At 70.9% G+C, this 17,335-nt stretch carries 17 protein-coding genes; 13 read left to right on the top strand and 4 right to left on the bottom strand.

The window, feature by feature from the left end; translation table 11 throughout:
• Positions 1 to 76: 76 nt before the first annotated feature.
• Entirely contained in the window at positions 77 to 1,015 is a 939-nt protein-coding gene (locus ACTZWW_RS11070) for a tripartite tricarboxylate transporter substrate binding protein (protein WP_444781015.1), read from the bottom strand.
• 239 nt (positions 1,016 to 1,254) lie between these two features.
• Here ACTZWW_RS11070 and ACTZWW_RS11065 point away from each other — a divergent pair, with 239 nt between their 5' ends.
• The 5 genes from ACTZWW_RS11065 (at position 1,255) to ACTZWW_RS11045 (ending at position 6,064) form a co-directional block, all read left to right on the top strand.
• Positions 1,255 to 1,542 (top strand): UxaA family hydrolase, encoded by a 288-nt coding sequence (locus ACTZWW_RS11065; protein ID WP_444781014.1) that lies wholly within the window; start codon positions 1,255 to 1,257, stop codon positions 1,540 to 1,542.
• Positions 1,543 to 1,552: 10 nt separating this feature from the next.
• Positions 1,553 to 2,734: a UxaA family hydrolase gene (locus ACTZWW_RS11060; protein WP_444781013.1), complete on the top strand. Its 1,182-nt coding sequence runs from the start codon at positions 1,553 to 1,555 to the stop codon at positions 2,732 to 2,734.
• A 327-nt stretch (positions 2,735 to 3,061) separates the two neighbouring features.
• Complete coding sequence (locus ACTZWW_RS11055; RefSeq protein ID WP_444781012.1) at positions 3,062 to 4,108, top strand: YeiH family protein; 1,047 nt, start codon at positions 3,062 to 3,064, stop codon at positions 4,106 to 4,108.
• 17 nt (positions 4,109 to 4,125) lie between these two features.
• The gene (locus tag ACTZWW_RS11050) at positions 4,126 to 5,067 is read left to right on the top strand and encodes a hydroxyacid dehydrogenase (RefSeq protein ID WP_444781011.1); all 942 of its coding nucleotides are present in this window, start codon (positions 4,126 to 4,128) and stop codon (positions 5,065 to 5,067) included.
• A gap of 4 nt (positions 5,068 to 5,071) precedes the next feature.
• Complete coding sequence (locus tag ACTZWW_RS11045; RefSeq protein ID WP_444781010.1) at positions 5,072 to 6,064, top strand: Ldh family oxidoreductase; 993 nt, start codon at positions 5,072 to 5,074, stop codon at positions 6,062 to 6,064.
• 21 nt (positions 6,065 to 6,085) lie between these two features.
• Here ACTZWW_RS11045 and ACTZWW_RS11040 read toward each other — a convergent pair whose 3' ends face one another.
• Both ACTZWW_RS11040 and ACTZWW_RS11035 read right to left on the bottom strand, forming a co-directional pair.
• Positions 6,086 to 7,633, bottom strand: coding sequence for an indolepyruvate oxidoreductase subunit beta family protein (locus ACTZWW_RS11040; RefSeq protein ID WP_444781009.1), 1,548 nt, complete (start codon positions 7,631 to 7,633; stop codon positions 6,086 to 6,088).
• Positions 7,634 to 7,646: 13 nt separating this feature from the next.
• On the bottom strand, positions 7,647 to 9,800 hold the full coding sequence (locus ACTZWW_RS11035) for a thiamine pyrophosphate-dependent enzyme (RefSeq protein ID WP_444781008.1): 2,154 nt from the start codon (positions 9,798 to 9,800) through the stop codon (positions 7,647 to 7,649).
• 154 nt (positions 9,801 to 9,954) lie between these two features.
• On the opposite strand from ACTZWW_RS11035, the gene speB reads away from it, so the two are divergent.
• The 6 genes from speB to ACTZWW_RS11005 all read left to right on the top strand — a co-directional run bounded on the left by speB (position 9,955) and on the right by ACTZWW_RS11005 (position 15,328).
• The gene (gene speB / locus ACTZWW_RS11030) at positions 9,955 to 10,998 is read left to right on the top strand and encodes an agmatinase (protein WP_444781007.1); all 1,044 of its coding nucleotides are present in this window, start codon (positions 9,955 to 9,957) and stop codon (positions 10,996 to 10,998) included.
• A gap of 105 nt (positions 10,999 to 11,103) precedes the next feature.
• A complete protein-coding gene (locus tag ACTZWW_RS11025; RefSeq protein WP_444781006.1) occupies positions 11,104 to 11,949 on the top strand; it encodes a transporter substrate-binding domain-containing protein in 846 nt (281 codons plus the stop codon).
• A gap of 213 nt (positions 11,950 to 12,162) precedes the next feature.
• Entirely contained in the window at positions 12,163 to 13,020 is an 858-nt protein-coding gene (locus ACTZWW_RS11020; protein WP_444781005.1) for a transporter substrate-binding domain-containing protein, read from the top strand.
• Between the two features lie 55 nt (positions 13,021 to 13,075).
• The gene (locus ACTZWW_RS11015) at positions 13,076 to 13,798 is read left to right on the top strand and encodes an ABC transporter permease (protein ID WP_444781004.1); all 723 of its coding nucleotides are present in this window, start codon (positions 13,076 to 13,078) and stop codon (positions 13,796 to 13,798) included.
• Positions 13,798 to 14,538, top strand: coding sequence for an ABC transporter permease (locus ACTZWW_RS11010; RefSeq protein WP_444781003.1), 741 nt, complete (start codon positions 13,798 to 13,800; stop codon positions 14,536 to 14,538). Before ACTZWW_RS11015 ends, ACTZWW_RS11010 begins: the two co-directional genes overlap by 1 nt.
• 25 nt (positions 14,539 to 14,563) lie before the next feature.
• Positions 14,564 to 15,328, top strand: a complete 765-nt coding sequence (locus tag ACTZWW_RS11005; protein WP_444781002.1) for an ABC transporter ATP-binding protein — start codon at positions 14,564 to 14,566, stop codon at positions 15,326 to 15,328.
• Here the strand turns inward: ACTZWW_RS11005 and ACTZWW_RS11000 are convergent.
• The gene (locus ACTZWW_RS11000; protein ID WP_444781001.1) at positions 15,309 to 15,623 is read right to left on the bottom strand and encodes a hypothetical protein; all 315 of its coding nucleotides are present in this window, start codon (positions 15,621 to 15,623) and stop codon (positions 15,309 to 15,311) included. The genes ACTZWW_RS11005 and ACTZWW_RS11000 overlap by 20 nt on opposite strands.
• A gap of 151 nt (positions 15,624 to 15,774) precedes the next feature.
• Here ACTZWW_RS11000 and ACTZWW_RS10995 point away from each other — a divergent pair, with 151 nt between their 5' ends.
• Both ACTZWW_RS10995 and ACTZWW_RS10990 read left to right on the top strand, forming a co-directional pair.
• Complete coding sequence (locus tag ACTZWW_RS10995; RefSeq protein ID WP_444781000.1) at positions 15,775 to 16,479, top strand: YcbK family protein; 705 nt, start codon at positions 15,775 to 15,777, stop codon at positions 16,477 to 16,479.
• A gap of 68 nt (positions 16,480 to 16,547) precedes the next feature.
• The gene (locus tag ACTZWW_RS10990; RefSeq protein WP_444780999.1) at positions 16,548 to 17,333 is read left to right on the top strand and encodes a DUF3750 domain-containing protein; all 786 of its coding nucleotides are present in this window, start codon (positions 16,548 to 16,550) and stop codon (positions 17,331 to 17,333) included.
• Positions 17,334 to 17,335 lie beyond the last annotated feature (2 nt).

Genomic DNA, 17,335 nt, shown 5'->3' with positions numbered 1-17,335 from the left:
GGGGAGGTCCGGCGGGCGGCGCGGAGGGATGCGCCGCCCGCCGGAACGACGGGCCGTCAGGAAGGCGCCGGCGCGCTCAGTTCGCGGCCTCGGCCGCGGCCGCGATCTCCTCGCGGCGCTCGGCCATGAACGCCTCGACCTCGGCGTACGGCACGTCGATCACCACGAAGGCGCCGTCGTCCATCGCCTGGCGCATCGCCGGCTCGTTGTTCATCGCCTGGAAGGCGTCGGACACCGCCCGGCGGGTCTCCTCCGGCGTGTCCTTGGGCACCGCGACGCCGCGATAGGCGCCGCCGACCATGTCGAAGCCGGCTTCCTTGAAGGTCGGCACGTCGGGGAAGAGCGGCAGCCGCTCCTCGGAAGCGACGGCGAGCATGCGCACCTGGTCGCCCTGCGCGGCGGCGACCGTGGAGTAGCCCCAGGAGGCAGAGACCTGGTCCCCCAGCAGCGCCGTCGTCGACGGGCCGGTGCCGGAGAACGGCACGTAGGTGGTGGTGATCCCCGCGAGCGTGTCGAAGCGCGTCTGCGCGAGGCTGTTGGCCGAGTTCGAGCCCGAGCCGGAGAAGGTGACCATGCCCGGGTTCTCGCGCGCGAAGCTCACCAGGTCCTCGAGCGTCTCGAACTGGCTCGACGCGTTCACGATGATCGCGTCGGGCGTGTAGTGGAACCAGTAGACCGGGGTGAGGTCCGCCGTCTCGTAGCCCGGTGAGCTCATCATCGGCTGCAGGATCACGTGGGGCAGGTTGATGCCCATGATCGTATGGCCGTCGGCCGGCATGGAATTGAGCTGCGACCACGCCTGCGCCCCGCCGGCTCCCGCCTGGTACTTGACGATGAGCTGATGACCGAACGCGTCGGCGAAGACCGGCTGCTGCAGGCGCGCGGCGACGTCCGACTCGCCGCCGGGCGAGAACGGGATGATGTAGTCGACGTCCTTGTCGGGGAAGGCGAAGGCCGGCGCGGCGACCATGCCGGCGGCGAGCGCCAGCGCGAGGATCGGGGTGGGGCGGTTCATGCGGCTGTTTCCTCTCCGATGGGGATCGCGGTTGGTCCCGCGGCGCCCTCTCGCGGGGCGTTCCACCGAAGGAGAGCGCGGCGAAGCCCCCCTGTCAATCCATTTCATGTCTATTGTCTTATGCAAGACTGGATGGGAAAACGCGCCCCGACAACGCATTGCCGAGCTCCGGACGTGCCTTGACCCCCGATCATGTGTCTTATACAAGACTGGCACCACCAATTCGTCGAGAGGACACCATGGGGATCCCGCATCTCCTCGTGCACGACAAGAAGGACACCGTCGGTGTCGTCGTCGTGGAGGACCTGAAGGCCGGCATCGAGATGCTGTGCGTCGTCACCGAGGACAACTCGTCCTTCCGGCTCACCGCGAAGATGGACGTCCCGATCGGCCACAAGATCGCGCTGAAGGACATCGCCGAGGGCGATACGATCTGGAAGTACGGGCAGGACATCGGCAAGGCCGTGAAGCCCGTCGGCGTGGGCGAGCACGTCCACGTCCACAACGTCAAGACCAAGCGCTGGTGAGGACGAAGCCATGACGATGCAGTATTCGAGCCTCGAGTTCATGGGCTGGCGTCGCGAGAACGGCCGCGTCGGCGTGCGCAACCACGTCGTCCTGCTGCCCCTCGACGACCTGTCCAACGCCGCCTGCGAGGCGGTGGCGAACAACATCAAGGGCACGCTCGCGCTGCCGCACGCCTACGGGCGCCTGCAGTTCGGCGAGGACCTCGACCTCCATTTCCGGACGCTGATCGGCATCGGCTCGAACCCGAACGTCGCCGCCGTCGTGGTGATCGGCATCGAGGACGGCTGGACCCAGCGCGTCGTCGACGGCATCGCCAGGACCGGCAAGCCCGTCACTGGCTTCGGCATCGAAGGCACGGGCGACATCATGACGATCGCCAAGGCCTCGCGCGTCGCCAAGGACTACCTGCAGTGGGCGTCCGAGCTGCAGCGCGAGACCTGCCCGATCAAGGACCTGTGGGTCTCGACGAAGTGCGGCGAGAGCGACACGACGACGGGTCTCGCCTCCTGCCCGACGGTCGGCAACATGTACGACAAGCTGATCCCGCTCGGCCTCACGGGCGTGTTCGGCGAGACGTCCGAGATCACCGGGGCCGAGCATCTGTGCAAGGCGCGCGCGGCGAGCCCGGAGATCGGCGAGAAGTTCATGGCGACCTGGCAGGCCTACATGGACGAGGTGATCGAGCCCTTCAAGACGTCTGACCTCTCCGAGAGCCAGCCTACCAAGGGCAACATCGCCGGCGGCCTGACCACGATCGAGGAGAAGGCGCTCGGCAATCTCGAGAAGATCGGCCGCGAGTGCACCTACATCGACGTGCTCGAGCCGGCGGAGGCGCCCGCCAAGGGTCCGGGCCTCTACTTCATGGATACGTCCTCGGCCGCGGCCGAGTGCGTCACCCTGATGGCGGCGGCCGGCTACGTGGTCCACACCTTCCCGACGGGCCAGGGCAACGTCATCGGCAACCCGATCGTCCCGGTGGTGAAGATCACCGGCAACCCGCGCACCGTCCGTACGATGTCCGAGCACGTCGACGTGGACGTATCCGGCGTGCTGCGTCGCGAGATGACGATCCCGCAGGCGGGCGACGCGCTCATCGACATGGTGGTGCGCACCGCCAACGGCCGCCTCACCGCCGCGGAGGCGCTCGGCCACCGCGAGTTCGTGATGACGAAGCTGTACCGCTCGGCTTGATCGAGACGGGTTGCCGCGCCTCGGGAAGCCGAGGTGTGGCGGCCTTCATGACTGCCGCGATCGTCCTGCACGCCCCACACCCCTAGCCCCTCTCCACGAGGGAGAGGGGAACAGGTCTCACGCTTCGCCGCCGTGCGATCGAGACGGCCGGCCCGGCCAGGCAATCGCGCAAGCCGAGGCCGCCGCCGTTCTCCCCTCTCCCTCGTGGAGAGGGGCCGGGGGTGTGGGGCGTTGGCGGTTGGCGCGACGCCGATGCCATCGCTTCGGCAATGGATCCGTCCGTGGCTGGGGATGACATCGCCGGCTCGGTCCAGCACAAGAGCGCGCATGAACGCCCCCTCCCCTCCGACGAGCGGCTCGATCACCGGGACCGCACGCGATCTCGCCCCCGGCATCCTGTTCGCCACCGCCATCGCCGTGGCGGCGACGCTCGCCGCGCCCGCCGTGGCGCTCGTCTTCCCCATCCCCGCGATGGTGCTGGCCCTCCTCCTCGGCATCGCGCTGAACCGCCCCGCCGCCGCGCCCGTCTTCCAGCCGGGCCTCACCTTCTGCGTGAAGAAACTGCTGCGCTGGGCCGTGGCGTTGCTGGGCCTGCGCATCGCGCTCGGCGACATCGTCGCGCTCGGGATCGGCGTGGCGCTGATGGTCGTCGCCTCGATGGCGCTCACCATCCTCGCCGGCTTCGCGCTGGCGCGCGCGCTGGGCCAGCGCGCGGAGTACGGCGCGCTCGCGGGTGCCGCGACCGCCGTGTGCGGCGCCTCCGCGGCCCTCGCCACGACGACGGTTCTCCCGAACTACAAGGGCAAGGAGGCCGACGTCGCCTTCGTGGTCGTCGCGGTGAACGCGCTCTCCACGCTGGCGATGATCGCCTACCCTCCGCTCGGCGCGCTCCTCGGCTTCGACCACCAGACGACGGGCGTGCTGCTCGGCGCCACCATCCACGACGTCGCGCAGGTGGTGGGCGCGGGCTATGCCGTCTCCGAGACCGCCGGCAACACCGCGGTCGTGGTGAAGCTGTTTCGCGTGTTCCTGCTGCTCCCGGTCGTGCTCGTGATCGGCTGGTGGTTCGCCCGCGCCGGCGGCCACGCGGAGAACGCGAAGGTGCCCGCACCCGTCTTCGCCTTCGTGTTCCTCGGCCTGTGCCTCCTCAACACGGCGATGGCCTATGCGCCCGCGCTCGCGCCGGTCTACGCGCCCGTCCGCGAGCTCGCGATCCTGGCCTCCACCTGGGGCCTGCTCATCGCGATCGGCGCGCTGGGGCTCGGCACCTCGCTCTCGGCCATCGCCCGCCTCGGCTGGCGCCACATCGCCACCGTGACGGGCACGACCCTCGTCATCCTCGCGCTCGCCGCGGGCGCGCTCCTCGTCATCTGAGGCAACGGATCACCGCCATGGCAGACATCGTCATCAGCGAGTTCATGGACGAGGCCGCGATCGCCGCCTCCCTGTCCGGCTTCGACGTCCTCTACGATCCGGGCCTCGTCGACCGCCCGGATGACCTCGCCGCCGCGGTGAAGGGCGCGCGCGCGCTGATCGTGCGCAACCGCACGCAGGTGCGCGGGGCGCTGCTCGAGGCGGCGGACGCGCTCGTCTGCGTCGGGCGGCTCGGCGTGGGCCTCGACAACATCGACGTCGGCGCCTGCGCGGCGCGCGGGGTGAAGGTCTTCCCCGCCACCGGCGCCAACGACATCGGCGTCGCCGAATACGTGATCGGCACGGCGATGCTGCTGATGCGCGGCGCCTACGGCGCCACCGACGAGGTGATCGCCGGCGCCTGGCCGCGCAACCGGCTGATGGGGCGTGAGGTCTGGGGCAAGACGTTGGGCCTCGTCGGCTTCGGCGCGATCGCGCGTGAGACCGGCAAGCGCGCGGCCGCGCTCGGCATGCATGTCGTCGCCCACGATCCGTTCGTCCCCGCGGGTGATCCCTCCTGGTCGCAGCCCTGGGGCAGCGTCGGCAAGCGGGAACTCGACGCGCTTCTGGCGGAGGCGGACGTCGTCTCGCTGCACGTCCCGCTCACCGACGAGACCAGGAACCTGATCGACGCCGCCGCGCTGGCCCGCTGCAAGCCCGACGCGATCCTGATTAACGCCGCCCGCGGCGGTGTCGTCGACGAGCCGGCGCTGGCCGCAGCCCTGAAGGCGGGTCGCCTCGGGGGTGCCGCGCTCGACGTGTTCGAGGCGGAGCCGCTCTCCGCCGAGAAGGGCGCGGTCTTCGCCGGCTGCCCCAACCTCGTGCTGACCCCGCACATCGCCGGCGTGAGCGTCGAATCGAACGTGCGCGTCTCGGCCGTCACCGCCGAGACCGTCCGCCGCGCGCTGACGGAGGGCTGATCCGATGCCGGTCCTGACCATCACGCAAGCGGAGCACGTCGTCGCCGCCGCGCTCGAGCGGGCGAACACCTCCCCCGAGAACGCCGCCCGGGTCGCCCGCGCGCTCGTGTCCGCGGAGGCGGACGGGCTCAAGGGCCACGGCCTCTCGCGCGTGCCGACCTACGCGGCGCAGGCCAGGGCCGGCAAGGTCGACGGCCGCGCGACGCCGACGGCGACCCGCCCGCGGCCGGGCGTGCTCGCCGTCGACGCCGCTCACGGCTTCGCCTATCCGGCACTCGCGATCGTCGCCGACGAGCTTCCGGAGATCGCTCGCGCGCAGGGCGTGGCGGCGGCGGCGATCCGGCGCTCGCACCATTGCGGCGCGGCCGGGCATCCGGTGGAGGCGCTCGCGGAGGCCGGCCTCGTCGCGCTGCTCTTCGCCAACACGCCCGCGGCGATCGCACCGTGGGGCGGCAGGCTCCCGGTCTTCGGCACGAACCCGATCGCCTTCGCCTGCCCTGTGCCGGGCCGCGCGCCGATCGTGGTCGACCTGTCGCTCTCCAAGGTCGCGCGCGGCAACATCCTCGCCGCGAAGCAGAAGGGCGAGCCCATCCCCGAGGGCTGGGCGCTCGACGCCGACGGCAACCCCACGACCGATGCCGAGGCGGCGCTGAAGGGCACGATGCTGCCGCTCGGCGATGCCAAGGGCACGGCGCTGGCGCTCATGGTCGAGCTGCTCGCTGCGGGCATCACCGGCGCGAACTACGCGGCCGAGGCCTCCTCCTTCCTCGACGCCGAGGGCCCGCCGCCCGGCACCGGGCAGCTGATCCTGGCGCTCGACCCGCTCGCGCTCGGCGGCGAGGCGGCGCTGATGCGCGTCTCGGCGCTCGCGGCGATGATGGAGGGGCAGGAGGGCGCGCGACTGCCGGGGGTGCGCCGCCTCGCGCTGCGCGAGACGGCTCGGAGGGAGGGCCTGTCGGTCGCGGAGGCCACGCTCGCCGCGATCGCGGCGCTCTGAGGCCGGATCGGCACGCGCGCGTCACCCCTCCAGCGACGCCACCGTCCTGAGCGCGCCCTCGAGCGCAGTGCCGGGCTCATCCATCAGCGCGGCCTGCTTCAGCCGCCGGAGCCAGTCGGCGCCGTCGGCGCGGTCGACGAGAAGAGGCACGGCGGAGAGGACGCGGTCGAGCTTCGCCTCGCCGCGGGCGTGGGTGTCCGAGTAGCCCTTCACCAGCCGGCGACAGCCGACGATCTCGACGGCGAGCTGGTAGTTCCTCGGCAGCACCTCGAGCGCCCGGCCGAGCCAGGCGTCGATGTGCGCCGCCTCGCGGGCGTGGCGCAGCGTGCGCAGCCGCATGGGCTTGAGACCCGCGACCGCGTAGAGCGCGAGGTACGAGCGGATCGTCCCCGTGCGCACCCGCCGCCCGCGCGAGACGACGCGGTCGAGGCGTTTCACCAGCCCGGGACGCGCCTCGAGCCAGCGGCCCATCCCGGCGGGCATGGTGCCGATGATCTCCTCCATGCGCGGATGCATGAACTCGGTCGTGTAGAGGATCTCGTCCTGCTTGACGCCCACCTCGCCGACGACCCGGTCCCAGCGACTGCCGCGGGTCTTCAGGTCGGCGACGCGGATGACGTCGTCGTAGGCCATCGCCACGGCGAGATACTTGGCGCAGGCCGTGGTGAAGGCGTGGGCGTGCGCCTCGCCGCCGGCGGCGCGGTCCGCCGCGAGGAGCTCCCGCATCCGGTCGAGATAGGCGCCGCCATAGGCGAGATCCTGGAAGTCCACCACCTTGCGCAGGCCTGCCGCCAGCAGAGGCTGCGCTTCGACGGGGAAGTCCGCGCGCACCCGCACGAGCAGCGCGTCGTAGACGACGTGTCCGACGTCGGCGAGCGGATCGGGCTTCCTGGGCGCAGGCGGCTCGGCATGCGCCTCGGGGTTGCGCGCCCGGTCGAAGGCCGCGCCGAACGCCTTCAGGCTCGCGGCCACGCCCTTGCCACCGGCCTTGATCGCGTCCTCGAAGGCCTCGCGCGGGAACGGCAGCACGTCCGCCCCCGCGAGCGAGCCGAACAGAGCCGCGGAGACGACGCTGCCGTTGCGCGCCGCAAGCGCGTCGAGATCCGACGCGATCACCCGCTTGGCCGCGACGCCCGACGCCGTCACCACGGCCTGCGGGTCGGCGGCGCCGTCGCCCGGTCTCTGCTTCTCGGCGACCGCGAAGGCGCGATGGGTCGAGGCGATCAGCGTCGTCCGGTCGGGCGTGACGAGCCCGCGCAGGATCGAGCGGCCCGCCTCCATGAACTCGGCGGCGAGCACCACGTCGACGTCGCCCGGCGTCGGCATCAGCGCCAGGATCGGCTCGGCGCCGTCGGGCGCCTTCACCATCTCGATGTAGTAGATCGTCGCGCCCGTGCGCTGCGCGACGCCCGGGACGGAGGTGGACTGCGCCGTCCAGCCCTGCGCCTCCGCCATGCCGACGATCCAGTCCGCCAGCACGCCGCCGCCCTGCCCGCCCATGGCGAGGATCGCGAGCGTGATCGGGCGATCGGTGGAGAGCGTCGTCGGAAACGTCTCGCGACGGGTCATGTCTCGCGCCTCCTCAGCCCGGGAAGGCGATGCGGCGCCGGTCGCGGCGCGCGGCGAGCCAGGAGATGACCGAGCGCCGCACCCGCGCGAGAGCGCGGTCGATCCCGGTCGGATTCACGATCACGTCCGCGCGGTAGAAGGACGGGCAGAGCACGGCGGCCTCCGCCACCTCGCCGCAATTGCCGCACCCGACGCAAGATTGGTCGATGGACGCGACGGGGTCGTCCCGCAGCGGGTCGTCGAGGTGCTTCATCGACAACGACGGGCAGCCCGAGAGGCGGATGCAGGCGTGATCGCCGGTGCAGACGTCCTCGTCGACGCCGAAACGCTCGCGCACGATGCGCTCGCCCTCCTTGGCCGCCTTGGCCAGGAGCGGCTTCACCCGGCGCTGCTTGTTGAGCATGCATTCGGACGAGGCGACGATGACCTTGGGGCCCTTCTCCTTCGTCGTCAGCGCCTCGCGCAGCGTGTCGCGCATCCTCGCCACGTCGTAGGTGTGGTCGATCCGGCGCACCCACTTCACGCCCACGCCCTTCACCGCGTCGACGATCGAGTTGTTCGTCGCCCGCCGCTCGCTGTCGGCCCGCGAGGACATGATGTCCTGCCCGCCGGTCGCGGCGGAGTAATAATTGTCGACGATCATGATCACGCCGTCGTGCTTGTTGTAGACGGCGTTGCCGACGGAGGAATTCAGGCCGTTGTGCCAGAACCCGCCGTCGCCCATGATCGAGATCGGCCGCTTGTCCGCCTCGACGTTGAAGGCGGAGGCCGAGGCGGGGCCGAGCCCGTAGCCCATCGTCGTCGCGCCGATCTCGAAGGGCGGCAGGATCGAGAACAGGTGGCAGCCGATGTCGGCGGCGACGTGGTGAGGGCCGAGCTCCTTCTCGACGAGCTTCATCGCCGCGAAGATCGGGCGTTCCGGGCAGCCGGTGCAGAAGCCCGGCGGGCGCGGCGGCACCACGTCGGCGAGGGCTCTCACCGAGGGATCGGCGAGGACGGGCTCGGGATCGGGGATCGGCGGCTCGTTGCCGAGCGCGGGGCGGTCGTGCGCGGCGAAGAAGGCCTTGAGCCCCTTCAGCAGCACCTGCGTCGTGTACTCGCCAGCCATCGGCAGCACGTCCTTGCCGGACAGCTTCGTCTGGATGTCGCGCTTGCGCAGGATGTGGGCGAGCGCCTGCTCGAGGAACTCGGGCTGGCCCTCCTCGACCATCAGCACCGCCTTCTTGCCGGCGCAGAAGGCCGCGAGCTCGTCCTCCACCAGCGGATAGGTGACGTTGAGGACGTGCAGCGGAACGAGCGTGTTGCCGTAGAGGTCGGCGAGGCCGAGCAGCTGGAGCGCGCGCATGGTGTTGTTGAACATGCCGCCCTGCACGATGATGCCGGTCTCGCTCTCCTGCGGCCCGAAATGCTCGTTGAGCCCGCGCTCCTTGATGAACCGGACGGCGGCGGGCCAGCGCGTCTCGATCTTCTCCTTCTCGTGGAGATAGGAGGCGGGCGGCAGCACGATGCGGTTCACGTCGCGCTTTGGGTTCTCCAGCGCCTGGCGCAGCGTGAACTCGGGTTTCTTGTTGGCCTTCGTCCTGAACCGGCCGTGGACGTGGCAGGTGCGGATGCGCACCTCGAGCATCACCGGCGTGTTCGAGGCCTCCGAGAGCGCGAACCCCTCCTCGACCATACGCACGATGGTCTCGAGGTTCGGACGCGGGTCGAGGAGCCAGATCTGCGACTTCATCGCGAACGCATGAGAGCGCTCCTGCATGATGGAGGAGCCCTCGCCGTAATCCTCGCCGACGATGATCATCGCTCCGCCGGTCACCCCGCCCGAGGCGAGGTTGGCGAGCGCGTCGGAGGCGACGTTGGTGCCCACCGTCGACTTGAACGTGACCGCGCCGCGGATCGGGTACATCACGGAGGCGGCGAGCGTCGCCGCGGCGGTCGCCTCCGAGGCCGAGCTCTCGAAATGCACGCCGAGCTCGTCGAGCACGTCCTCGGCGTCGGCGAGCACGTCCATCAGATGCGAGATCGGCGCGCCCTGGTAGCCGCCGACATAGGAGACGCCCGCCTGCAGGAGCGCCTTGGTGATGGCGAGGATCCCCTCCCCCCGGAAGACGTCGCCGTCCCCGAGCTTCAGGTCCTCCACCTCGCGCGCGAACGAGCGTTCCGCCATCGCCTCCCTCCCGCAGAAGCGCGTCCCCCGGACGGGGTCGCCGACCTAGTCGTATTGCGCGCTCGCACGCTTGTCACGGGCGCCCCTTCCCGAAGGTCGCGCGGGGTGCTTTGATCGCGTCCGCATGGACGAGGAACCGAGGGCGAGGACCGGAATGGACGAGGACAAGCTCGCGCGCCTGCGCGCCCGCTACGGCGAGGCCAAGGGCGGGGACATCCACGATCCCGCGTTCAAGACGGTGGCGGACACCCAGTTCCGGGACGGCGAGCGCCGGCGCTGGCCCTTCGCGGACGTCGCGACCTTCCTCGGCGCGCCACATCGCCCGAACGCGCTCGCGGAGGGCTTCGCCGATCTCGACGTCGCGATCTTCGGCGTGCCGATGGATCTGGGCGTCACCAACCGCACCGGCACCCGCTTCGGCCCCCGCGCCGTGCGCGGGATCGAGCGCATCGGCCCCTACGAGCACGTGCTGAAGGCACTGCCGACCTACGAGCTGCGGGTCGCCGACGTCGGCGACGTGCCGATGGAGAGCCGTTTCTCGCTCGCGCGCTGCCACGCCGACATCGAGGCCTATGCCCGGCGAATCGTCGATGCGGGCGTGCGGACCCTGGCGGTGGGCGGCGACCACTCGATCTCGCTGCCGATCCTGAAGGCCGTCGGCACCGGGCGGCCCGTGGGCATGATCCACATCGACGCGCACGCCGACACGTCCGGCCCCTACGAGGACACCAAGTTCCACCACGGCGGCCCCTTCCGCCAGGCGGTGCTCGACGGCGTGCTCGACCCAGAGCGGACCATCCAGATCGGCATCCGCGGCTCGGCCGACTGGCTCTGGGAGTTCTCGACCGAGAGCGGCATGACGATGATCCACGCCGAGGAGGTGGACACGCTCGGCATCCCGGCGATCGTCGAGAAGGCGCGCGCCGTCGTAGGCGACGGGCCGACCTACCTCTCCTTCGACATCGATTCGATCGATCCCGCCTTCGCGCCCGGCACCGGCACGCCGGAGGTGGGCGGGCTCACCCCGCGCGAGGTGCTCGCGCTGATGCGCGGCTGCGCGGGGATCGACATCGTCGGCGGGGACGTGGTCGAGGTCGCACCGCAATACGATGCGACCACAAACACGGCCCACGTCGCCGGCCAGATGCTGCTCGAGATTCTGTCGCTGATGAGCAGAGCGCCCTCTCTGCGCGATTGACCGCGCGCGCCCGAACGGCTTGAGTTGCGCCATCCGCGGGCCGAGGGGGCCCGCCCGGCCCCTGGAAGGAGGCCGGAGAAGCAAGACATCCGAGGGAAGAACGACATGCGCTTTCTGAAGACGCTCGGCCTCGCAATCGCCGCCTCCGCCTTCGCGCTCGGCGCCGCGACGGCGCAGGAGCAGGTCACGATCGCGACCGAGGGCGCCTATGCCCCGTGGAACTTCTCCAACCCCGACGGCACGCTCGACGGCTTCGAGATCGAGCTCGCCCGCGACCTGTGCGAGCGCATGGGTGCCGACTGCGAGATCATCGCTCAGGACTGGAACGGCATCATCCCGGGCCTGACCGCCGGGCGCTACGACGCCATCATGGCCGGCATGTCGATCACCGCCGAGCGCGAGGAGGTGATCTCCTTCTCCAGCCCCTACACGCTCTCGCCCAACGGCTTCCTCGTGCCCAACGGCTCGGACCTCGCGGACATGCCCGGCACCGGCGAGCGCTTCAACCTCGACACCAGCACCGAGGCGGCCATGGCCGCGCTCGAGGAGGTCAAGCCGCTGCTCGAGGGCAAGACGATCGGCGTCCAGGGCTCGACCACGCACGCCAACTTCGCTCGCGAGTACCTCGCCGACGTCGCCGAGATCCGCGAGTACGGCACCACCGAGCAGCACGACCTCGACCTGCAGGCCGGCCGCCTCGACGCGGTTCTCGCGGACGCGCCGACGCTGCAGGCGACGATGCAGAAGCCGGAGTTCCAGGGCGCGTTCTCGATCGTCGGTCCGGGCTACGTCGGGGGCATCCTCGGCCGTGGCGTGGGCGTCGGCATCCGCCAGGAGGACGAGGCGCTGCGCACCCGCTTCAACGAGGCGATCGCGGCCGCGGCCGCCGACGGCACCATCAAGGAGCTGTCCGAGAAGTGGTTCGGCACGGACCTGACGCCCGCGATGTGAGGCGGCGAGGCTCGGCGGGATGGTGGCGGAGCCGGCGGCTCCGCCACCTTTGATTTAGATGCTGGATTTTTGGGCGTTTCGCGCAGCATCTCGCAAAAAAGTAGTGCTTGCCAGCCCGGACACCCTGCCTGTTAGGTAGGCAGCAATGGACGCACCAAGCGTCCCGGACAGGAGATCCGCCGGAAGCGGATCCCTCCAGAGGGGAACGAGAGCATGTCGAAGTCGAAGGCCTTCGGGCCGGGGCTCGCGGGCGCCGCCGTGGCGCTCGCGCTGGCGATGCAGCCCGCCGCGGCGCAGGGCTGGGAGACCGTCCGGATCGCGACGGAGGGCGCCTACGCGCCGTGGAACTTCTCGAATCCCGACGGCACGCTGGCCGGGTTCGAGATCGATCTCGCGAACAACCTGTGCGAACGCATGGAGGTAACCTGCGAGATCGTCGTGCAGGACTGGGCGGGCATCATCCCCTCGCTCCAGTCCGGCAAGTACGACGCCATCATGGCGGGCATGAACATCACCGACCAGCGGCTCGAGGTGATCGGCTTCTCGATCCCCTACGCAGGCGGCCCGCACGGGCTCGCCGTGATGGCCGACAGCCCCCTCGCGGACTTGCCGGGCGAAGGCCGCCTCTCGCTCGACAGCGATCCGGACGCGGTCGCCGCGCTGATCGCGGAATGGACGCCGATGCTGGAGGGCAAGGTGATCGGCGTGCAGGGCTCGACCACCAACTCGAACTTCCTCACGGAGTACCTCGGCGACATCGTCGAGATCCGCGAGTACGGCACGACCGAGCAGCACGACCTCGACCTCTCCGCCGGGCGCCTCGACGGCATCTTCGCCGCACATTCGGCCTTCAACGCCACGATGCAGAAGCCCGAGTTCGCGGACATGAAGATCGTCGGCCCCGGCCTGTCGGGCGGCGTGCTCGGCCGCGGGGTGGCGGTGGGCGTGCGCCAGGAGAACGAGGACCTGCGCGACATGTTCACCAAGGCGATCGAGGACGCCAAGGCCGACGGCACGATCAAGGAGCTGTCGGAGAAGTGGTTCGGCCTCGACATGACCCCGGCGGGCTGACGCCGCCCAACGGACGTCCCGGCGGCGCACCGGCGCCGGGACGCTGCGGGACCACATGACGCCAATCGGTTTCTTCGAGATCGTCGGGTTCGGGGAGCGCGGCTGGGGGGCGGCGCTCCTCCTCGCGACCGGCGTGACGCTGGCGGTCGCGGTGTGCGGCTTCCTCGTCGGCTCGGTCCTCGGCGCGCTCGCGGCGGCGGCGAAGCTGTCGCGCTCTCGCCTCGCGGCGACGATCGGCGACACCTACACCACCGTCCTGCGGGGCATCCCGGACCTGCTCGTCATCTACCTGTTCTACTTCGGGGGCTCGCTGGCGCTCACCAACATCGGCCGGATGCTCGGCTACGACGGCTTCCTCGGCCTGCCCGTCTTCATCACCGGCGCGCTGGCGCTGGGCGTCGTCAACGGCGCCTACCAGGCGGAGGTGTTTCGCGGCGCCTACCTTTCGCTCTCGAAGGGCGAGCTCGAGGCGGCGCGCTCTGTGGGCATGAGCCGCGCCCTCATGTTCCGGCGCATCGTCGTGCCCCAGGTCATGCGCTACGCCATTCCCGGGCTCGGCAACGTCTGGCAGCTGGCGCTCAAGGAATCGGCGCTGATCTCGGTGATCGGCCTCGTCGAGCTGCTGCGACAGGCGCAGATCGGCGCCGGCTCGACCCGCCAGCCGTTCTACTTCTTCCTCGCGGCGGCGATCCTCTACCTCGCGCTCACCACGGTCTCGACCATCGCCTTCCAGAAGGCGGAGAACCGCGCCATGCGCGGCGTGCGGAGGGCGGGCTGATGGATCTCGCCTTCATGGGCCGCACCTTCATGACCCTCATCGAGGGCGTGCCGTTGCTGCTCGAGCTCGCCGGCCTGTCCCTGTCGATCGGCGCGGTCTTCGCGCTGATGCTCGCCACGATGCGGCTCTCGGGCGTCGCCGTGCTGGACTGGACCGCGCAAAGCTACATCTTCGTCTTCCGTGGCACGCCGCTCTTGGTGCAGATATTCCTGATCTACTACGGGCTGGGCCAGTTCCGTCCCGCCCTGCAGGAGCTGGGCCTGTGGTGGTTCTTCCGCGAGCCGTTCTACTGCGCCGTCTTCGCGCTCACCCTCAACACCGCCGCCTACGCCGCCGAGATCTTCCGCGGCGGCCTGCTCTCCGTGCCCCACGGGCAGATCGAGGCGGCGAAGGCCTGCGGCATGTCGCGGCTCCAGCGCTTCCGGCGCATCACGCTTCCCATCGCCATCCGCCAGGCGCTGCCGGCCTACGGCAACGAGATCATCCTGATGGTCAAGGCGACCTCGCTCGCTTCGGTGATCACGCTGATGGAGGTCACCGGCCTCGCCCACCGGCTGATCGCGCAGAGCTTCCGCGCGGTGGAGGTGTTCGTGGTCGCGGGCGCCATCTACCTCTTCATCAACTTCGTCATCACCCGCGCCATCCTCGCCATCGAGTGGCGCCTGTCGCCGCACCTGCGCCAGGCGCCGGAGATCGAGGCGCCGTTGAAGCCCTCCCCCGCCCACGCCCGCGGGGCGTGACACTCGAGGAGCCGAGGAAGCCGCCATGACAGACGTCGCCGTCAGCGTCCGCAACCTCCGCAAGAGCTTCGGCGCGCTCGAGGTCCTCAAGGGCGTCTCGCTCGAGGCGCGCGAGGGCGACGTGATCTCGATCCTCGGCGCGTCCGGCTCGGGCAAGTCGACAATGCTGCGCTGCATCAACATGCTCGAGATCCCCGACGACGGCGAGGTCACGATCGGCGGGGAGACCATCGCGCTGAGGAAGACCCGCCGCGGCGTGCAGCCGGCGGACGGGCGCCAGGTCGACCGCATCCGTTCCGAGGTCGCGATGGTGTTCCAGAGCTTCAACCTCTGGTCTCACATGACCATCCTAGAGAACGTGATCGAGGCGCCGATCCACGTCCAGGGCCGCGACAAGGTCGAGGCGCGCGAGGAGGGCATGGCGCTGCTCGAGAAGGTCGGCATCGCCGACAAGGCGAAGCACTACCCCTCCCACCTCTCCGGCGGCCAGCAGCAGCGCGCCGCCATCGCCCGCGCGCTCGCCATGCGCCCGCGCGTGATGCTGTTCGACGAGCCCACCTCCGCGCTCGACCCCGAGCTCGTCGGCGAGGTGCTGCGCGTCATGCGTGCGCTCGCCGAGGAGGGCCGCACCATGCTCGTCGTCACCCACGAGATGGGCTTCGCGAAGGACGTCTCCAACCGGGTGATGTTCCTCCACCAGGGCGTCGTCGAGTGCGAGGGCGCGCCGCAGGCGATGTTCGCGAACCCCGAGAGCGAGCGCTTCCGCCAGTTCATCTCCTCCCATCGCTGAAGCGCTCGCGGTCGCGCGTCGCCTTGCCGATCACGGCGGCGGTGCCCAGCGTGATGGCGCTCGCCACGAGCCAGATCGCGACGATGGCGGCCAGCCCGAAATCGCGCAGCGTGTCGAACAACCAGGCGATCCACGCCACCTGCTCGGGATCGCGCGCGGCCATGTCCGCCCGGTCCACCGCGAAGCCGCCGACGAGATCGACGGCACCCCAGGCCGCGAGGGCGACGAGCGAGAACAGGGCGACCAGGATCCAGGCGATGGTCCAGGCGAGGCGACGGGTTGCGCGCGTCGTCATGATTTGGCCTCCCTCGGCGGGTTTGTCACATCGGTCCGGCGAGAACGGCCGAGCGGAGGCATTCGATCCGCGACGGCCGCACCGGCTCGACGAACGGCCCGCAGAGGCCGCGCCCACTCTCTCGGGGCGCCCCCACCAGGATGCCGACCGCATGCGATGTGCTAATCCCCATCGCAGGCGCGCGCGAACGCGTGCCCTGCTCCACCCCGCCGCCCTCGCCCTCACGGCGACGCTGGCGATCGCGCCCCTGTCGGCGCCGTCGGCCGACGAGCTCTCCCACGTCTACGCGACGATCAAGCCCCCGGAAGATCCCGCGCTCGAGCCCGAGGCGGCCGGCGAAGCCGCGGCCGCGACCGCGGCCGCCGTCGCGGATACGGACACCGACGCGAACGCCGAGACCGCCGAGGCTCCAGCCGCTCCGGCCACCGGCGACGGCGGTCTCACGAACGTCTACGCCACGCTGAAGCCGGGGCAGGACCTCGACGTCGAGACGACCGGCTCGATCGCGCGGGCGCAGCCCGCCTTCGCGACGCAGGTCGAGCGGGGCGCCATCTGGGTGCGGGCGCGCACCCCGACGCAGTGCCTGCCGGGCGACCTCACCCGGGTCGTGGCCGAGGTGGCGGAGCGCTTCGGCGAGGTCCGCATCATGTCGACCCACCGAACCCGGGGGCACAACCGTCGCGCCGGCGGCGCCCCGCGCTCGATGCACCTCGCCTGTCGTGCCGTCGACTTCCGCGTGGCCGGCTCGAGCCGCGCGGTGATGGCCTACCTGCGCGATCACCCCGCGGTGGGCGGCCTGAAGCGCTATCGCTCCGGCCTCATCCACATCGACAACGGCGACCGGCGCTCATGGTGAGGCCGGATCCCGCATGATCGCGCCTTCGTGAGATGGACGCCGTGCACGAGCGCGCTAAGACCTCGCGCATGCCTCCCATCCTCCGTCGGGGCCTGCGCCTCGCCCTCGGTGCGCTCGCCACCGTCCTTCTCATCTTCGTCCTGCCGCTCGGCACGCACGCGGCCTGGTGGATGTCGCGTGACGCCATGCCGGCGCGCTGGAGCGCGGCCGACTGGTCGAGCGCGGGGCTCCTGCCCGCCGACGCGCGCGCGGCGCCGCAGGCGCTGGTGCGGGTCTATGCGGCGCGCACCGGCCGCTGGCGCGGCATCGTCGCGCATCACACCTGGATCGTGATCAAGGAGGCGGGCGCGCCGGCCTACACGCGCTTCGACAAGGTGGGCTGGGGCTCGCCGATCCGCGTCAACGGCTGGGCGGCGGACGGGCGCTGGTACTCGAACCCGCCGCAGGTCGTCCTCGCGCTCGACGGCGAGGCGGCGCAGGCCGCGATCCCCGCCCTGCGCGCCGCGGTCGAGGCCTATCCGTTCGACGGCTACGGCGACTACCGCGCCTGGCCCGGGCCGAACTCCAACACGTTCGTGGCGCACGTCCTGGACGCGGCGGCTCGCTACGATCCCGCCCTCGCCGTCGCCCTGCCGCCCACCGCGCTCGGCAAGGACTGGACGCCCGACCGGCTGCACGCCGGCCCCACCGCGAGCGGCACCGGCCTGCGCCTCGGCCTCGGCGGCTGGGCGGGCGTGACGATCGGCTGGATCGAGGGCGTCGAGATCAACCTCATGGGCCTCGTCGCCGGCCTCGACCTGCGCCGGCCGGCGCTGAAGCTGCCCGGCTGGGGGCGGATCGGCGTGCCGCCATGAGC

The organism is Salinarimonas sp. NSM, from assembly GCF_052380005.1.
Lineage (GTDB): Bacteria > Pseudomonadota > Alphaproteobacteria > Rhizobiales > Beijerinckiaceae > Salinarimonas.
Note: the sequence above shows the minus strand (reverse complement) of the source record. Positions and strands in the feature narration are given on the sequence as shown.